General features: G+C 74.6%; 12 protein-coding genes. 6 read left to right on the top strand and 6 right to left on the bottom strand.

The window, feature by feature from the left end:
- The first annotated feature begins 134 nt into the window (after nt 1–134).
- Nucleotides 135–1,136 carry a 2,3-diaminopropionate biosynthesis protein SbnB gene (sbnB, locus tag ACH4OA_RS25915; RefSeq protein WP_397971216.1) on the top strand — a complete coding sequence of 334 codons (1,002 nt, stop codon included), beginning with the start codon at nt 135–137 and terminating at the stop codon, nt 1,134–1,136.
- Nucleotides 1,137–1,208: 72 nt separating this feature from the next.
- On the opposite strand, the gene ACH4OA_RS25910 is transcribed toward sbnB, so the two are convergent.
- Nucleotides 1,209–1,997 (bottom strand): pectate lyase, encoded by a 789-nt coding sequence (locus ACH4OA_RS25910; RefSeq protein WP_397971213.1) that lies wholly within the window; start codon nt 1,995–1,997, stop codon nt 1,209–1,211.
- A gap of 27 nt (nt 1,998–2,024) precedes the next feature.
- Entirely contained in the window at nt 2,025–2,981 is a 957-nt protein-coding gene (locus ACH4OA_RS25905) for a polysaccharide lyase family 1 protein (protein ID WP_397939454.1), read from the bottom strand.
- Nucleotides 2,982–3,276: 295 nt separating this feature from the next.
- Here ACH4OA_RS25905 and ACH4OA_RS25900 point away from each other — a divergent pair, with 295 nt between their 5' ends.
- The 4 genes from ACH4OA_RS25900 (at nt 3,277) to ACH4OA_RS25885 (ending at nt 11,318) form a co-directional block, all read left to right on the top strand.
- On the top strand, nt 3,277–4,590 hold the full coding sequence (locus ACH4OA_RS25900; protein WP_397971210.1) for a PHB depolymerase family esterase: 1,314 nt from the start codon (nt 3,277–3,279) through the stop codon (nt 4,588–4,590).
- A 285-nt stretch (nt 4,591–4,875) separates the two neighbouring features.
- A complete protein-coding gene (locus ACH4OA_RS25895) occupies nt 4,876–6,210 on the top strand; it encodes an SGNH/GDSL hydrolase family protein (protein ID WP_397971207.1) in 1,335 nt (444 codons plus the stop codon).
- Between the two features lie 148 nt (nt 6,211–6,358).
- On the top strand, nt 6,359–7,009 hold the full coding sequence (locus tag ACH4OA_RS25890; RefSeq protein WP_397971204.1) for a hypothetical protein: 651 nt from the start codon (nt 6,359–6,361) through the stop codon (nt 7,007–7,009).
- A gap of 10 nt (nt 7,010–7,019) precedes the next feature.
- Nucleotides 7,020–11,318, top strand: coding sequence for an HAD-IC family P-type ATPase (locus ACH4OA_RS25885; protein ID WP_397971201.1), 4,299 nt, complete (start codon nt 7,020–7,022; stop codon nt 11,316–11,318).
- A 75-nt stretch (nt 11,319–11,393) separates the two neighbouring features.
- On the opposite strand, the gene ACH4OA_RS25880 is transcribed toward ACH4OA_RS25885, so the two are convergent.
- The gene (locus ACH4OA_RS25880; protein WP_397947011.1) at nt 11,394–12,473 is read right to left on the bottom strand and encodes an NADH:flavin oxidoreductase/NADH oxidase; all 1,080 of its coding nucleotides are present in this window, start codon (nt 12,471–12,473) and stop codon (nt 11,394–11,396) included.
- An 89-nt stretch (nt 12,474–12,562) separates the two neighbouring features.
- Here ACH4OA_RS25880 and ACH4OA_RS25875 point away from each other — a divergent pair, with 89 nt between their 5' ends.
- Nucleotides 12,563–12,979, top strand: a complete 417-nt coding sequence (locus ACH4OA_RS25875; protein ID WP_397939445.1) for an ArsR/SmtB family transcription factor — start codon at nt 12,563–12,565, stop codon at nt 12,977–12,979.
- On the opposite strand, the gene ACH4OA_RS25870 is transcribed toward ACH4OA_RS25875, so the two are convergent.
- From ACH4OA_RS25870 to ACH4OA_RS25860, 3 genes are all read right to left on the bottom strand, one after another.
- Nucleotides 12,878–14,287: a nucleobase:cation symporter-2 family protein gene (locus ACH4OA_RS25870; protein WP_397947009.1), complete on the bottom strand. Its 1,410-nt coding sequence runs from the start codon at nt 14,285–14,287 to the stop codon at nt 12,878–12,880. The two genes, ACH4OA_RS25875 and ACH4OA_RS25870, sit on opposite strands and share 102 nt — an antisense overlap.
- A gap of 209 nt (nt 14,288–14,496) precedes the next feature.
- Entirely contained in the window at nt 14,497–15,831 is a 1,335-nt protein-coding gene (locus tag ACH4OA_RS25865; RefSeq protein WP_397971199.1) for an FAD-dependent oxidoreductase, read from the bottom strand.
- 278 nt (nt 15,832–16,109) lie between these two features.
- A complete protein-coding gene (locus ACH4OA_RS25860; RefSeq protein ID WP_397971196.1) occupies nt 16,110–16,790 on the bottom strand; it encodes a TetR/AcrR family transcriptional regulator in 681 nt (226 codons plus the stop codon).
- Between the last annotated feature and the right edge of the window lie 141 nt (nt 16,791–16,931).

Here is a 16,931-nt window from a genome sequence, read left to right as displayed (position 1 = left end):
CCATGCCAGAGTGGCGTCTTCGTGAGGCTGACCGATGGACACCCTCCGCCGCGGCGCCGACCCCGCCGCGCGGACCCGGTTCCGCGGTCTGGAATGTGATGGCAGCGGAGATCCCGAGCCGGGGGGAACACAGGGTGTTCACGTTCGACATCGTCCCGGGCGGCACTGTGCGCGATGTGCTGCGCGACGGCCGCCGCGACATCATCGACCTGGTGGACCGGACCTACCGCCTCCACGAGGCCGGCCGGACCGTCAATCCCGACAGCTACTTCCTGCGTTTCCCGGAGAAGCCGGACTCCCGCATCATCGCGCTGCCCGCCTTCCTCGGCCCCGAGTCCGGCGTCGCCGGCATCAAGTGGATCGCCAGCTTCCCCGAGAACACCCGGTCCGGCGCGCCCCGCGCCTCCGCCGTGCTCGTCCTCAACGACTACGAGACCGGCTATCCCGTGGCCTGTCTGGAAGCCGCCGCGATCAGCTCCGCCCGCACCGCCGCCTCCGCGGCGCTCGCCGCCCGCACGCTGCGGCCCGCGGGGTACCAGGGCAGCACGATCGCGGTCGTGGGCGCCGGAGTCATCGCCCGCAACATCTGCGACTACCTGCACGCCGCGGACTGTGTCCCCGGCTCCTGGCTCGTCCACGACCTGCACGAACCCTCCGGCCAGGCCCTGGTCGAGCACCTGCGCGCCACCGGACGGGCGCCCGCCGCCTTCACCACGGACCTCGGCGAAGCCCTGGCCGCAGACACCGTCGTGTTCGCGACCACGGCACTGAAGCCGTACGTCACCACGCCGTTCAAACCCGGCCAGCTCGTGCTGCACATCTCGCTGCGCGACCTGGCGCCCGAGGTGGTGCTGGCGGCCCAGAACATCCTGGACGACGTCGACCACTGCCTGAAGGCCGACACCTCGCCGCACCTCGCCGAACAGGCCACCGGCTCCCGGGATTTCGTCACCGGCACGCTGGCCGGCGTACTGAACGGCGAGGTGACGCCCGACGCGGAACGCCCGGTGGTCTTCTCGCCGTTCGGCCTCGGCGTCCTGGACCTCGCGGTCGGCGCCTTCGTCCTGGAGCGGGCGCGGCGCGACGGCACCGCCATCGACATCCCCGACTTCTTCGGGGAGACGCGCCGCTGGTGACCCCGGCCGCGCGCGCGGACGGCGAACGCGTCGCCGGGCCGGGCCGCCGGATGCGGCCCGGCCCGGCGGGACTCACTTGTAGGTGATGTCCGAGCCGGAGTACTTGCAGTAGGTGCCGTCCGGGTCCGAGCCGTTCGTGGTCGGCTCCTTGCCGGTGTTGTTGCCGATGTACTTCTGGCAGGGAATGATCTTCTTGCCGGTGTCCCCGACGATGGTGATGTTGCGCAGGGTCGCGCTGTCGCCGTAGTTCGTGTTGATGCCGACCAGCTTGCTGCCCTTGTAGGTCGCCTCGATGCCGCTGAGGTTGATCGTGCGCTTGTACTGCGTCTTGCAGTTGCCGCAGGAGCGGGCGAAGGTGCCGAAGTTCTTCACCGCGAAGCCCGACACGTTGAGCGTGCCGGCCCCGTTGAACTGGAACACCTTGTCGCTGGCCTCCTTCGCCCCGCCGCCGCTGACGGTGTAGACGTTGGACGACGAGGAGCCGAGGAAGGTGGCCGCGTCCTCGCCGACGTCCTCCCACCAGACGTTCTGGAGCGTGCAGCTGCCGAGGCAGTGGATGCCGTCGGCGGCCGGGGAGCCGATGATGACGTTCTTGAGGACCGTGCCGGGAGCCAGCTCCAGCAGCGGGCCCTGGTCCTCGTCCTGGCTGTCGCTGCCGAGGTCGCCGCTGCCGTAGAGCTGCTTCATCCCGTAATCCTTGGTGCCGGAGACCGAGATGGTGGCGGAGACCGCCTGGCTGCCGTTGGCGGAGGGCCAGGTGGCCGCGCCCGCCGGCGCACCGGAGGTCATGAGCATGCCAAGTGTGAGTCCGAGGGTGGCCAGGCCGCCCAGCAGACCGCGCGAGGTCGCTGATGAGGTCATGTCCCGAATGCCTTCTTCCGAGTGGGGTCAGATCTTCCCGGCGCCCGCGCCGGACGTCACCGAGGCGACGACACCGGAGGCGGGCTCTGCCGTGTAGCCGTACGGCGGTGTGGTGAAGCCGCCGGTCTGCGAGATCTCGGTGGCGGCTCCGCCGAGGTCGTTGCCCCGCAGTACGGCGTATCCGTCGACGTCGCTGTCCCGGCTGGTGGTGACGGCGACCTGCGTGTCGCGGAAGACGTTGTTCTCGACGAGCATCTGCGCGCCCATGCGCGAGTGCACGCCGGTCTCCGCGCCGACCACGTAGTTGTCGTAGAAGTGCCCGGTGCCGAACCGCAGGCTCGGGGTGCGGGAGTTGACGTGGTCGAACCAGTTGTGGTGGTACGTCACGTGCAGGTGCCCGGTGTCCTCGGCCGCGTTGTTGTCGCTGTGGCCGACCAGCGAGCCCTTGTAGTGGTCCTTGAACACGTTCCAGGAGACGGTGACCTGGTCGGAGCCGTGGGTGACGTCCACCAGGCCGTCGTAGTAGTCCTTGCCGTGATCGCGGTCGGAGGACAGGGAGTTGTGGTCGATCCACACCTTGGTGGACGCCTGCACGGTGATGGCGTCGGTCTTGACGGCCTTGGTGATGACCAGGTTGCGCAGGACGACGTTGCCGACCTGCTTCAGGCGCAGTCCGCCGCCGGTGAAGCCGGACGACGAACCGACGCCCAGGACCGTGGTGTTGGAGCCGATGTCGACCTGCCCGCTCAGCGGGATCAGGCCGCTCACCTTCACCACCTTCGCCGTGCCGCCGGTCACGGCGGCCTTGAAGGCGGCCGGCGTGGAGACGGTCACCGCCGGGGCGCTGCCGCCGCCGGTGGTCCCGGCGCCGAAGCCGACCGGCGAGGAGTCGGCGGCACCGGCCGGGTGGGGCAGCGCGAGGACGGCGGCGGCCGCCAGCGCGACGGCCGTGGCCGCCGCGCTCGAAGCTGTTCTGATGTGCATGGGGGTGCGTCCCTTCTCTGTGGGGAGGGGTTGTGTACGTGAATGACGTACAACATCTGGAACGCAATCGTGCGATGTGGTGGCCGACCTCGCCCTGTCGCGCGCCGGTCGGTCACGTTGATGAACGGACCGTAGAGTGCAAGCGCTTTCTAGTCAACCTGTCGCGCAGTCTCGCCCGGTTCCCGGGAAGTCTGGTGGGAGCGCTTCCATGGCTTGCGTGTCCATGCCACGATGCCGGGTGTTCCGTCCGCAAGCACGCCCCCGCACGAGCCGTGACCAGAAGGGACCAGGTGACGTGCCCCCCACCTCGCACCGCTCACGAACCCGTCTCCGCACCGCACTCGCCGGACTGCTGGGCGCCCTGCTGCCGCTCCTCGCGGCCCTGGCCCTCGCCGCGCCCCCGGCCGAGGCCGGCACCCGCGCCGTGCCCACGGCCACCCTGACGGAGGTCACCGGCTTCGGCGCCAACCCGAGCAACCTCCAGATGTACGTCTACGTCCCCGAGCACCTCGCCCCGCACCCGGCGGTCGTCGTGGCCGTGCACTGGTGCGGCGGTTCCGCCTCCGCCATGTACTCCGGCACCGAATGGCCCGCACTGGCCGACCAGCACGGCTTCGTCGTCGTGTACCCGTCCGTGACCCGCGCCAGCAAGTGCTTCGACGTCTCCTCGCCGCAGGCGCTGCGTCACGACGGCGGCAGCGACCCGGCCGGCATCCGCTCCATGGTCGACTGGACCGTCCGCACCTACGCGGCCGACACCGGCCGCGTCTTCGTCACCGGCATCTCGTCCGGCGCGATGATGACCAACGTCCTGCTCGGCGACTACCCCGACGTGTTCGCGGCCGGCGCCGCCTTCTCCGGTGTGCCCTTCGGCTGCTTCGCCACCACCGACGGCTCCGAGTGGAACAGCACCTGCTCGGGCGGCACCCTCACCCACACCCCGCAGCAGTGGGGCGACTTGGTGCGCGGCGCCTATCCGGGCTACGCCGGGCCGCGCCCGCGCGTGCAGCTGTGGCACGGCACCGAGGACGACACCCTGCGCTACCCCAACTTCGGGGAGGAGATCAAGCAGTGGACGAACGTGCTCGGCGTGAGCCAGACCCCCGCCGCCACCGACACCCCCGCCGCCGGCTGGACCCGCACCCGCTACGGCGCCACCGGTGACCAGGCCCCCGTCGAGGCGATCAGCCTCCAGGGCGTCGGCCACAACCTCTACAGCTGGGGCATGGCCTCCCGCGCGCTCGCCTTCTTCGGGCTCGACGGCGGCACCACCACTCCCCAGCCCCCCGCCGCCGGCTGCGCGGTGACCGCCTCCGTCAGCGCCTGGAGCACCGGGCTGACCGCCTCCGTCACCCTCACCAACACCGGCACCACCCCGGTGAACGGCTGGCAGCTCGCCTTCTCCCTGCCCGCCGGCCAGACCCTCACCAACGGCTGGAACGCCGTCTACAGCGGCCGCACCGGCGCCGTGACGGCGGCCGACGCCGCGTACAACGCCACCCTCGCGCCCGGCGCCAGCGTGACCATCGGCTACCAGGCCACGCACACCGGGAACAGCGCGGCACCGGCCGCGTACAGCCTCAACGGCAGTGCCTGCACGACCGGCTGACCAACCGGGGTGCGCGCTACGCGGCCTTGGGGCGGGCGCGCACCCCCGCCGCTCCGGGGCACTCCCGCTCCGGGGCACTCCCGTACCCCGCCGCTCCGGGGCACGGGGACGCTCCCGCACCCCGCCGCCCCGGGATACGGCACGCTCCCGCACCGAGCCCGCGGTCGTCACCATGCCGCCCTGTGCCCGCCGTCTCCGTGCACGTCGCTGCCCCGGCGGCTCGTCCTCCCACGCCTCCGTCGGCCCTCCTCTCCCGCCAGTTCACCGCATCCCGGAAAGGCCCCCGTGAAACCGCCCAGCAGAACGCCCTTCGTCACCGTGCTCGGCACCTGTGTGCTCGTCCTCGCCCTCGTCGTCACGGCCTCCGCGCTCACCGCGCTGGCCGGCACACCGGGCCCGGCCGGCGCCGGTGCCGCCATCGCCGGGCCCGGCCGGCACTGGGTGACCACCTGGACCGCCGCGCCGCAGCAGGCCGAGCCGGCCAATCTGCCGCCCGCGCCGTACACCGGGGCGAAGTCGGTGCTCGTGGACACCACCCTGCGGCAGACCGTCCGGGTCACCACCGGCGGCTCCCGCATCCGGCTGCGCTTCTCCAACGCCTACGGCGACACCCCGCTGCCGCTCACCGCCGTCACCGTCGCCCTGCCCGAGGGCGGCAGGGCCGGGGCGGGCGCGGTCGAGCCGGGCAGCCTGCGCCGGGTCGCCTTCGCGGGCCGGGACTCCGCGACCGTCCCGGTCGGCGCCCAACTGGTCTCCGACCCGCTGGACTTCACGCTGCGCGCCGGTTCCGAGCTGACCGTGACGGCGTACACCGCGCGCGGTCAGGAGTCGCTCGCGCTCACCTCCCACCCCGGCTCGCGCACCACGTCGTACCTCACGCACGGCGACCACACCCGCGACCAGGACCTCCCGGGCGCGACCGCCGTCGACCACTGGTACCTGCTCAGCGATGTCGAGGTGCGGGCCGCCGGCCGCAGCCGGGCGGTGGCCGTCGTCGGCGACTCCCTCACCGACGGGCGCGGCTCCACCCCCAACGGCAACGACCGCTGGCCCGACCAGTTCTACGACCGCCTCCGCAGCCACCCGGCCACCTCGGACACCGCCGTCCTCAACCAGGCGCTCGGCGGCAACCGCGTCCTCGCCGACGGGCTCGGCCCCAGCGTGCTCGCCCGCCTCGACCGGGACGTGCTCGCCCACGGCGCGGTGGACTGGCTGATCCTCTTCGAGGGCGTCAACGACATCGGCACCGCCGACGCCGGACCCGGGGCGCAGCGCGCGGTCGCCGACGACCTGATCGCCGGTTACCAGCAGGTCGTCGCCCGCGCCCACGCCCGGGGCATCCGGGTCTACGGTGCCACGATCACGCCGTTCGGCGGCAACGCGCAGTACGACGACCCGGCCGGGGAACGGGAGGCCACCCGGCAGCGCGTCAACACCTGGATCCGCACGCCGGGCCACTTCGACGCGGTGATCGACTTCGACCGGGCCGTCCGCGACCCCGCGGCTCCGGGCCGGCTCCGCGCCGACCTGCACACCGGGGACTGGCTGCACCTCACCCCGGAGGGCTACCGCGTCCTCGCCGCCGCCGTGCCCGAAGGGCTGTTCCGGCCCGGGCGGTGAGGCGGCCCCGGCGGCGCGGGGACGGGTGGCGCCGCCGGGAGCGGGAACACATCCGGGCATCTGGGGGCATTTGTGGAGAAAAACGGGGATGGCCTGCGCGGTCACGGGCACTCGGGGAGCAGGTACGGGGATCTACCCGAGGAGAGTCATGGCTGAGCAGAAGTCGTCGTCGGCCCTCACGGCGCCCCTGCGCGGCGCCGCCTCGGTACTGCGCAGGGTGCCCGGCGCCGGAACGGTGGGCAGGGCCGCCGAGGGGACACTCGACAAGATCGGCGCCGTGTCGCCGCGCGGCCGGCGCATCGCGGTGTACGCGGGGGCCGGAGTCCTCGGCGCGGCGGGCGTGGTGGAGTGGCCCGTGGCGGTCACGGGCGCGGCGGTGGCCTGGCTGACCCAGCCGAGGCCGGCCCGGCCGGCGTCGGCCGGCCCCACGGCCGGACAGGGACCCGGACTCGTGTCCGTGCCCGAGTCCGGGCCCGAACGCGCGCACGACCTCGGCACCGCGGCCCTCAGGTCCGGCGCCGACAGCGGGCACGGCGGGGATGCGGCCGAGGACACGTCCGCCGGGACCGGGGTGTCCGCGGGTGCCGATGAGGCTCCGGGGCCGGTCCGGGCCATCGATCCGGGCCGCTCCGCCAAGCGGTCCAAAGGCTCCGGCCACCACAAGAAGGGCTCCGGTCACCGCGCCGAGGGGTCCGTCCAGCCCGGCGAGGCGTCCGGTCCGGCCGAGTCCGCCCCCGGGGTGAGGACGTCCTCCAGTCCTCTCGGCCCGACCGCGCGGCCCGACCGCACCACCCTCTGAGGAGGCCACGGTGCTCGGTCTGACGGCGCCGCCGGCCGCCCGCCTGCTGCCCGCCGCGCCCCGCCTGCTCGCCCGGGCGGCGGCACCCGCGGCCGGGCTGGCCGCCGGTGCCGCCGCCGGAACGGCGCGCGCCGGCGTGCGCGGCGCGGACACCGCGGTCCGGGTCGCCCGGGTGGCCCGGCACGCGCTGCCCGGCGCCGGTGTCCACTGGCGTTCGGGCGCCCGCGCCCACCTCGCCCTGCGCCCCGCGGAACCGGACGGGACGCGGCACGCGGACGGCATCGCGCACCTCGCGCGCCGGGTGGCCGAAGCGCTCCAGGAGCACCCCGACGTACTCGTCGCCTACTGGGACCAGGGACTGGCCCGTCTGGTGGTGACCGCCACCGGGCAGGAGGCCGCCGACCGGGTCCTGGACCACGCGGCCGGCCTCGCCGAACGGCACGGCCTGGTCCTGGCCGGACCCGCCGTGGAGGAGACCACGCACCCGGCGGACCCGGCCGGGGTGCGCGCCGCCGCGGCCACGCTCGCCGCCGACGCCGTCGGGACCGCCCTGGCCCTGACCGCGTACGCGCTGCGGCTGCCGCCCTCGCCCCGGATGGTGACCGCGGCCGTCACCCTGCTGCGCGAGAACCCGCGCTTCCGCGCCCTGCTGAGCGCGCGGATCGGGGACTCCCGCACCGACCTCTTGCTGGCCTGCGCGAACGCGGCCGTGCACGGCGCCGGGCAGACCCCCGCCTCACTCGTGCTCGACGGCGCCCTGCGCGCCTGCCAGATGGCCGAGACGGTGGCCCGCTCGGCCGCCTTCGACGCGCTGCACGACAAGCTGTGCGGCCCGGACCGGGTCAGCCTCGCCGCGGCCGGGCCACCGCGGCCGCCGCTGCGGGTCTCCCCGGCGCAGGAGTACGCGGCCCACGCCTCCACGGGCAGCGTGCTGGGCGCGGCGGCCACGCTGCTGGTGAAGCACAACGCCGCCGAGGCGGCGGAGGCCGTGCTCTCCGGCTCCCCGAAGGCCGCCCGCTACGGCCCGGCCGCCTTCCACGCCCTGCTCGGCACCGCGCTGGCCCGCGCCGGTGTCCTGGTCCGCGACCCGGAGCGGCTGCGCGAGCTGGAGATGGCCGGCACCGTCGTCCTGCACCCGAGCGCCCTGCGCGCCGGCGACGGCGAACCCGACCCGTGGGCCGAGCCGGTGCTCGACGCCGCCCGCCGGGCCGGCCTGCGCGTCGTCCTGGTGGACGACCCGGCGCTGGAGGACTTCACCGGCCTCGCCGACCAGGTCGTCGACGCCCGCCGGCCGCTGGACGACGTCGTGTACGAGGCACGCGGCCAGGAGGGTGCCGTGCTGGTGGCCGCGCGGGTGTGCTCGGCCGGCGAGCACGACGTCCTGGCCGCCCTGCGCGCCGCCGATGTCGCGGTCGCGCTGACCGACCGGGACGGCGCGGTCGTCTGGGGCGCGGACCTCCTCGCGCCGCACGGCCTGCCCGACGTGTGGCGGGTGCTGACCGCGATCCCGGCCGCCCGCACGGTCGGCCACCGGGCGCAGACGCTGGCCCGCTCCGGGGCCGCGCTGTCCGGGCTGCTCGTCGCCGTCGGCGAGTCCGGCGGCGGGCGCGGTCGCCGGTCGCTGCTGCCGGGGCTCCGGCACGCACCCGTCGACGCGGGTGCCGCGGCGGCGCTGCTGTCCGGCGGGCGCGCCGCGCTCGGCGTGGCGGCGGCCCGCGCCCCGCACCCGCGCCCCCGGGTGCACTGGCACGAGCTGGGCCCGGAGGAGACCCGGGACCGGCTGGCCCGCGAACCGGCCGCCGAGCCCGGCCCGTTCGACACGGTGACCGCTCCGCTGCGCAAGGCGGCCGAAGGCGTCACCCGGCATCCGGCCGCCGCGCCCGCCCGCTGGTCCTACCGGCTCGGCCGGGCCGTACGCGGTGAACTCCAGGACCCGCTCACCCCGGTGCTGGCCGTCGGTTCGGCGGCCTCGGCGATCCTCGGCTCCGTCGTGGACGCGCTGCTCGTCGTCGGCGCCCTGGACCTGAACGCCCTCGTCGGCGGCTTCCAGCGGCTGCGGGCCGAGCGGGCGCTGTCCGGGCTGGTCGCGGAGCAGAAGCAGAAGGCGCGGCTGGTGCCGGCCGGGGCCGAGGCCCCGGCCGGCGACGCCCGCACGGTCGAGGCGGGCCGGCTCCGCCCCGGCCATGTCATCCAGCTCAAGGCGGACGACGTGGTGCCCGCCGACGCCCGGCTGCTGTGGCAGCAGGGCCTGGAGGTGGACGAGTCGGCGCTCACCGGCGAGTCGCTGCCGGTGGAGAAGCAGACCGCCCCCACCCCGCACGCCGTCGTGGCCGACCGGCGCTGCATGGTCTTCGAGGGGACGACCGTGGTGGCGGGGGAGGCCCGGGCCGTCGTGGTCGACACCGGCGACCGCACGGAGGCCGCCCGCGCCGTGCACCTCGCCGCGCGCACGCCACCGGCCGGCGGCGTGCAGGCCAGGCTCCAGGAACTCACCCGCAAGGCCCTGCCGCTGACCCTGGCGGGCGGCGCCGCGGTGACGGGCCTGGCCCTGCTGCGCGGCACCCCGATCCGCGACGCGGTCAGCGGCGGCGTGGCGGTGGCCGTCGCGGCCGTACCCGAAGGGCTGCCGCTGGTGGCGACGGTGGCCCAGCTCGCCGCCGCCCGGCGGCTGAGCCGGGGCGGCGTGCTGGTGCGCACCCCGCGCACGCTGGAGGCACTGGGCCGCATGGACACCGTCTGCTTCGACAAGACCGGCACCCTCACCGAGAACCGGCTGCGCCTGGTGCGTACCACCGACGCCGGGGGCGCGGTGCACGCGGTGGACGAACCCGGCTCGGCGCGGACGGTCCGGGCCGCCGCCCGGGCCTGCCCGCGGCTGGGCGGCGGCTCCGGGCAGCCGGTGCACGCCACCGACGAAGCGGTGCTGGACGCCGCGGCACCCGATCCGGACTGGACGCAACTGGCCGGGCTGCCGTTCGAGGCCGCGCGCGGCTACGCCGCCGCCGTCGGCCGCGACGGGGACGGCCCGCCCGTCCTGGTGGTCAAAGGCGCCCCGGAGACCGTGCTGCCCGCCTGCACCGGGCTGTCCGGGGACGCCTCCGACGCCGCGCACGCGCTGGCCGGCGGCGGCCTGCGGGTGCTGGCGGTGGCCGAACGGCGGCTCGGCGCGGACGAGCAGGCGTCCCAGGCCCTGGAACATGCCCTGGAGGACCTGGAGTTCACGGGTCTGCTGGCGCTGTCCGACGTCCCGCGCGAGACCTCCACGGCGCTGGTCGGCGGGCTGTACAAGGCGGGCGTACGACCGGTGATGCTCACCGGCGACCATCCGCAGACCGCGCGGTCCATCGCCGCCGACCTGGGCTGGCCCGGGGACACCGTGGTGGTCACCGGCGACGAACTGGCCGCGGCCGACCGCGCGACCCGGGCCGGGATGCTGCGCGACGCCGGCGTGGTCGCCCGGGTGGCACCCGAGCAGAAACTCCAGGTCGTGGAGGCGCTCAGGGACGCGGGCCGGGTGGTCGGCATGGTCGGCGACGGCGCCAACGACGCCGCCGCGATCCGCGCCGCCGACATCGGTGTGGGCATCAGCGCCCGGGGCTCGGCCGCCGCGCGCAACGCCGCGGACATCGTGCTGACCGACGACGACCTGACGGTGCTGATCGACGCGGTCGGCGAGGGCCGCGCGCTGTGGCACAGCGTGGCCGACGCGATCGCCATCCTGATCGGCGGCAACGCGGGCGAGGTCGGGTTCGGCATCCTCGGGACGCTGCTGTCCGGGCGGGCGCCGCTGTCCACCCGGCAGATGCTCATGGTGAACCTGTTCACCGACCTGTTCCCGTCGATGGCGGTGGCCGTGACGGAGAAGGAGGACGGGCAGGAGACGGTACGGGCCCGGGGCGGGTCGCCGGAGGACGCCTCCGCGGTCCTGGGCGCCCCGCTGCTGCGGCAGATCCGGCACCGGGCCCTGACCACCTGCCTGGGCGCGGTCACGGCCTGGCTGATCGGCCGCTTCACCCCGGGCACCGCCCGCCGCTCCAGCACCATGGCGCTGTGCGGGCTGGTCGGCACCCAGCTCGTGCAGACCCTGCTCGACCGGCGGGACAGCCGGCTGGTGCGGGTCACCTCGCTGGGCTCCGCGCTGGCCCTCGTCGCCGTGGTCCAGACGCCGGTGCTCAGCCATGCGTTCGGCTGCACCCCGCTGGGCCCGTTCGCCTGGGCCGGTGTCGTGGCCGCGATCGCCCTGGCATTGGCGGGCCAGCGCACCCTGCCCCGCCTGGAACAGACCGTCGGCCGCCTGCTGCCTGTGTGAGGAGGCGGACCCGGCCACCGGCCGGCCCGGTCCGGCCCGGTCCGCCCTTTCCGGTCCGCCCCCTCCCGTCCCGGATCAGACCGACCGGTGGTACTGGTCCGGCACCCGGATCTCCGCGCCCAGTTCGCGGGCGGCCTGCCGGGCCCAGGACGGGTTGCGCAGCAGCTCCCGGCCGAGCAGCACCACGTCCGCCTCGCCGTTCTCCAGCACCTTCCCGGCCTGCCCGGCCTCGGTGATCAGACCGACGGCACCGACCGGCAGCGGCGTCTCGGCCTTGACCCGGGCGGCGAACGGCACCTGGTAGCCCGGCCCGGTCGGGATGCTGACGCCGGCGGCGTTCCCGCCGGTGGAGACGTCGAGCAGGTCGACGCCGTGGGCGTGCAGGTCACGGGCGAGCCGGACCGTGTCGTCCGGCGTCCAGCCGCCCTCCGGGAGCCAGTCGGTGGCGGAGACGCGGAAGAACACCGGCTTGTCCGCGGGCCACACCTCGCGTATGGCGTCCACGACCTCCAGGGGGAACCGCACGCGGTTCTCGTACGAGCCGCCGTAGGCGTCCGTGCGGTGGTTGGAGTGCGGGGAGAGGAACTCGTTGATCAGGTAGCCGTGGGCGCCGTGGATCTCGACGGCCTCGAAGCCCGCGGCGAGCGCCCGGCGCGCGGCGGCGGCGAACTGGCCGACGATCTCCTGTATCTGATCGACCGTCAACTCGGTCGGGACGGGGTGCCGTTCGTCGAACGGCAGCGCGCTCGGCGCGAGCGGCTGCCAGCCGTGCGCCTCCGGTCCGACCGGTGCGCCGCCCTTCCACGGCTGGTCGGTGGAGGCCTTGCGGCCGCCGTGGGCGAGCTGGATCGCCGGTACGGTGCCCTGCGCGGCGAGGAAGCGGGTGATCCGGCGGAACGCCTCGACCTGGGTGTCGTTCCACAGCCCGAGGTCGTACGGGGAGATCCGGCCCTCGGGTGCGACGGCGGTGGCCTCCACCACGATCAGGCCGGTGCCGCCGGTGGCCCGCGCCGCGTAGTGCGCGAAGTGCCAGTCGTGCGGGGCCCCGGTGAGCGGACCCGTCGGTTCGGCCGAGTACTGGCACATCGGCGCCATCCACACCCGGTTCGGGATCGTCACTTCGCGCAGGGTGAGAGGCTCGAAGAGGGCGCTCACGACGGACTCCATTCGTCAGGGACCACTGATGCTCTCGTACGGTACCTCTCGTACTACGATAGATGTCAAACTACGAAACTACTCGTACGATGCGGGTAGTGCAGGATTCCCGCGACGAAGGAGCGGTCGCCGTGACCGACACAGCCACCACCGGCCGCTCGCTGCCGCACCCGGAGCGGGAGGAGATCCGCCTGGAGTCGGTGCTGCACGCCCTCTCCGATCCGATGCGGATGCGGATCGTGCGCGAACTCGCCGCCCGGGACGTGGAGTTGTCCTGTTCGTACTTCGACCTGCCGGTGACCAAGTCCACCACCACGCACCACTTCCGGGTGCTGCGGGAGAGCGGGGTCATCCGGCAGGTCTACCGGGGCACGGCCAAGATGAACGGCCTGCGCCGGGACGATCTAGACAGTCTCTTCCCGGGGCTGTTCGACAGTCTCCTCGCCGCGGCCGACCGGCAGGCCGGCCGGCTCGGCGACGCCGCCCGGGTGCCCGCCGCCGGCTGAACCGCCCTTGCGCGGAAGGTGGTGGAAGAGCAGGTTCAGGACGATCGCGGACAGACAGCCCGCGCTGATCCCGCTGTTCATCACCGTCTGGAACCAGTCCGGGAACCGCGCGTACACCCCGGGCACCCCGACCGGCAGCAGGCCGACCGCCACCGAGACGGCCACCACGGTCAGACCCCCGTCACCGCGGAGGTCGGCCCGGGCCAGCGTCCGCAGCCCGCTCGCCGCGACCGTCCCGAACATCACCAGACCGGCGCCGCCGAGCACCGGCGCCGGGATCGCCGCGACCACCGCGCCCAGCTTGGGCAGCAGCCCGAGCAGCACCAGGATGCCGCCGGCCGCCGCGACCACCCAGCGGCTGCGCACCCGGGTCATGCCGACCAGGCCCACGTTCTGCGCGTACGCCGTGTACGGGAAGGTGTTGAACACGCCGCCCAGCACGGTCGACAGACCGTCCGCGCGCAACCCGTCCGCCAGCGGCCCGGCCGCGGCCTTCCGCCCGGTCAGCTCACCCACGGCGATCAGGTCACCGACCGTCTCGGTCATCGTCACCAGGGCCACGACCAGCATGGACACGATCGCGGACGTCCGGAACTGGGGCGCCCCGAAGTGGAACGGCGTGCTGACGCCCACCCAGTCGGCGGCGCCGACCCCGCCGAAGTCGGTGAACCCGAACGGCACGGCGACCGCCAGGCCCGCCGCGATGCCGAGGAGCACGGCGATCCGGGAGAGGAAGGCGGGTGCGAACCGCTGCACACCCAGCACCACCGCGAGCACGAAGCCCGCCAGCGCCAGGTTGCGCGGCTCCCCGAAGTCCTTCGCTCCGGCGCCGCCCGCCGCCCAGTTGCCCGCGACCGGCAGCAGGGAGACTCCGATGATCAGGATCACCGTGCCGGTCACCAGCGGCGGGAAGAAGCGCAGCAGACGGCCGAAGACCGGCGCGAGCAGCATGATCGCCAGCCCGGCGACGATCACCGAGCCGTAGATCGCGGGCAGCCCGCCCTGCGTCGTCCCGATGAGCACCATCGGTGACACGGCGGCGAACGTGCACCCCTGCATGACCGGCAGCCGCACCCCGAAGTGCCGGAACCCGACGCACTGGACCAGCGTGGCGATCCCGCACACCAGCAGATCGGCGGTGATCAGATAGGCCAGGTCGGCGGGCGACAGCTTCATCGCGCCGCCCACGATCAGCGGCACCGCGACGGCGCCCGCGTACATCGCGAGGACGTGCTGGAGCCCGAAGGCGGCGAGTTGCCGTACCGGGGGTATCTCGTCGACGGGGTGCACGTCTGCGGTGGTGGCCATGGGGACTCCGGCGGAGGCGGGTGGAGACGGACATGCGGACAGGACGAGACCGTAAGGGCCTTGAACAGTTTGTTGATTTCCGCCCTGTTGCCGGTGTGTGTCCTGCCCGGCGCGGCACCCGGCCGCCGTCGCGCGAGCCGCGGCCGGTCGCGCCGGGGCCGCCCGCCGCACCCTGCCGCCGGTCGCTCCGCGCAGGCGCTACGGCGCGGCTACGGCACCCTCGCCGCCCTGAGCAGCGTGTCCCAGTCGGCCAGCTTGACCACGCTCCGGCCCAGCCGCGCCCCCAGTTCGGCCTCGGCCCGTTCGATGGCCAGCCAGCCGCCCCAGGGCACGGGCTCGATGCCCGCCGCCCGCAGCGCCGCCACCGGATCCGCCCGTGCGGAGACGCGACCGAGTGCCGGGGCGTCCGCGAGCAGCGAGGTCACCGTCTCCTTGGCACAGGGCCGGTTGGTGCCGATGACCCCGGTCGGGCCGCGCTTGATCCACCCGGCGACGTACTCGCCCGGCGAGGGCACGCCGTCCCGCAGGACACGGCCCTCCCGGTGCGGGACCGTGCCGCTCGCGGCGTCGAACGGCAGCCCGTCCAGCGGCACTCCGCGATAGCCCACCGAGCGCAGCACCAACTGCGCGGGCACGTCCTCGTACCGGCCGGTGCCGGTCACACCGCCCCGGCCGTCCGGCGCGGTCCGCTCGAAACGGACGGCGCACACCCGGCCGTCCGCGCCGAGCAGTTCCACCGGGCGCAGGAAGAACCGCAGCCGGATCCGCCGGGCGGCCGCCGCGGCGGGCCGCGCCGCCCAGTCCCGCAGCACCTCCGCGTTGCGGCGCGGGCCGGCCGGCAGCGCGCCGGTGTCCGCCGGGTCGAGCGCCACCTCGGCCTGCTCCACGGTGACTTCGGTGCCGGGCAGGCCACCCAGCTCGCGCAGTTCCTTGGTGGTGAAGCGGGCCTGTGCGGGGCCGCGCCGGCCCGCCATGTGCACCTCGGTGAGCCCGCTCGCCGCCAGCGTGTCCAGCGCGGCCTGCGGGATGTCCGTCGGACGCAGTTCCGCCGCGCCGCGGAGCAGCATCCGGGCGACGTCCACCGCGACGTTGCCCATCCCGATCACGACCGCCGACCGCACCCCGCGCAGGAAGCCCGCGTCGGCCGCGTCCGGGTGCGCGCTGTACCAGGAGACGAACTCGGTGGCCGACCAGCTTCCCGGCAGATCCTCGCCGGGGATGCCGAGCCGCCGGTCGGTGGCGGCACCCACGCAGTACACCACCGCGTCGTACAGCTCCCGCAGCCGCTTGGCCGGCAGACCGCCGGGGCCGCCCACCCGGACACCGCCGAGGAACCGCACCCGCTCGTGCTCCAGCACCGTGCGGAGGCTGCCCTGCAAGGACTTGATCTTCTCGTGGTCGGGTGCGACGCCGTAGCGGACCAGCCCGTAGGGGCACGGCAGCCGGTCCAGGACGTCCACGAGAATGCCCGGATCACGCTGGACCAGGCTCTGGGCGGTGTAGCACCCGCTCGGTCCGGAGCCTACGACGGCGACACGCAGCACAGCGGAACTCCTTGCCCGAAGGAGGGGCGTGCGGACACTTCCAGCATGGCACCGAGGCGCACCGGCGGGCAGGGCCGGAGGAGTGATCCGGCCGCGCGTCCGCTCACCGGGGCGGGTGATCGTACGGCTGGGGCTGGGGCTGGGGCTGGGGCTGGGGCTGGGGCTGGGGCTGGGGCCGCGCCCGCTCACCTGACAGCGGCGACCCGCCGCGCTCAGGGCCGGTCCGGCGATGTCAGAGCCGGTCCGGCCGCCGTCCGTCGGGGGCCGGACCGCCGCCGTCAGGGACGTTCCGGCCGTTCCTCGGTGGCGAAGAAGCGGGACAGGTCGGACAGGTCCTCGCCCCCCGCTTCCGGGCCGGCGGCCCCGGCCCCCGGCGGCACGCCCATCTCCCAGTCCAGCCCGTACCGCTGGAACAGCTCCGCCCGCAGCGCCGGAACGGGCATCGGCACCCCCGGCACCAGCGCCGCGTACACCGCGCCCATCAGCAGGGCCCGCAGCACCGGATAGTCGGCCGAGACGTTCTGCGCGCCGTACCGGGCGACCGTGTCGCTGAGCAGCTCGGCGAGCCGGCGCTGCTCCGGGCACTGCACGAAGCCCTCGGCCTGGAGCAGGCCCGCCATGTGCTGCCGCATCAGCACGGGCCGGTCCCGGGCCAGGCCCAGGATCGCGTCGATGGCCCGGGCCAGCCGCTCCCGGCCGTCCTCCGTGTGCGGCTCCCGCTCCAGCGCCTCCTCCAGCGTGCGGTGCATCAGCCGGTGGACGGCGGACTGCACCAACTGGCGCTTGCCGGGGAAGTAGTACGACACCAGTCCGCGTGCCGAGCCGGCCCGGTCCGCGATGTCGGCCAGCGTCGTGGCCTCGAATCCGCGCTCGCCGACCAGTTCGACGGCGGCCTGCAACAGCCGTTCCCGGGAACGCCGCCGCAATTCTTCATTGACCGAGGCGCTGCGCGGGGACATCCTGTAACTCCTGCGTTGACTGGCTGCCAGCCAACTATACTCAACGCATCGGGCACCCGTGTGTTCGGGATCGCCCGGGGCAGCCGTCCGTCTGGGGCGACGCGGGGGATCGTCTCAGACGGACGGCGCCGGACTTCCGGC

The organism is Streptomyces sp. NPDC017095, from assembly GCF_044332325.1.
Lineage (GTDB): Bacteria > Actinomycetota > Actinomycetes > Streptomycetales > Streptomycetaceae > Streptomyces.
The sequence above is the reverse complement of the archived record's forward strand: the minus strand, read 5'-3'. Positions and strand labels throughout refer to the sequence as shown.

Bases quoted from the DNA above. Each gene is read 5' to 3' on its own strand.
- ACH4OA_RS25910 (WP_397971213.1), bottom strand. From the start codon at position 1,997: ATGACCTCATCAGCGACCTCGCGCGGTCTGCTGGGCGGCCTGGCCACC.
- ACH4OA_RS25905 (WP_397939454.1), bottom strand. From the start codon at position 2,981: ATGCACATCAGAACAGCTTCGAGCGCGGCGGCCACGGCCGTCGCGCTG.
- ACH4OA_RS25890 (WP_397971204.1), top strand. From the start codon at position 6,359: ATGGCTGAGCAGAAGTCGTCGTCGGCCCTCACGGCGCCCCTGCGCGGC.
- ACH4OA_RS25875 (WP_397939445.1), top strand. From the start codon at position 12,563: ATGCGGGTAGTGCAGGATTCCCGCGACGAAGGAGCGGTCGCCGTGACC.
- ACH4OA_RS25870 (WP_397947009.1), bottom strand. From the start codon at position 14,287: ATGGCCACCACCGCAGACGTGCACCCCGTCGACGAGATACCCCCGGTA.
- ACH4OA_RS25860 (WP_397971196.1), bottom strand. From the start codon at position 16,790: ATGTCCCCGCGCAGCGCCTCGGTCAATGAAGAATTGCGGCGGCGTTCC.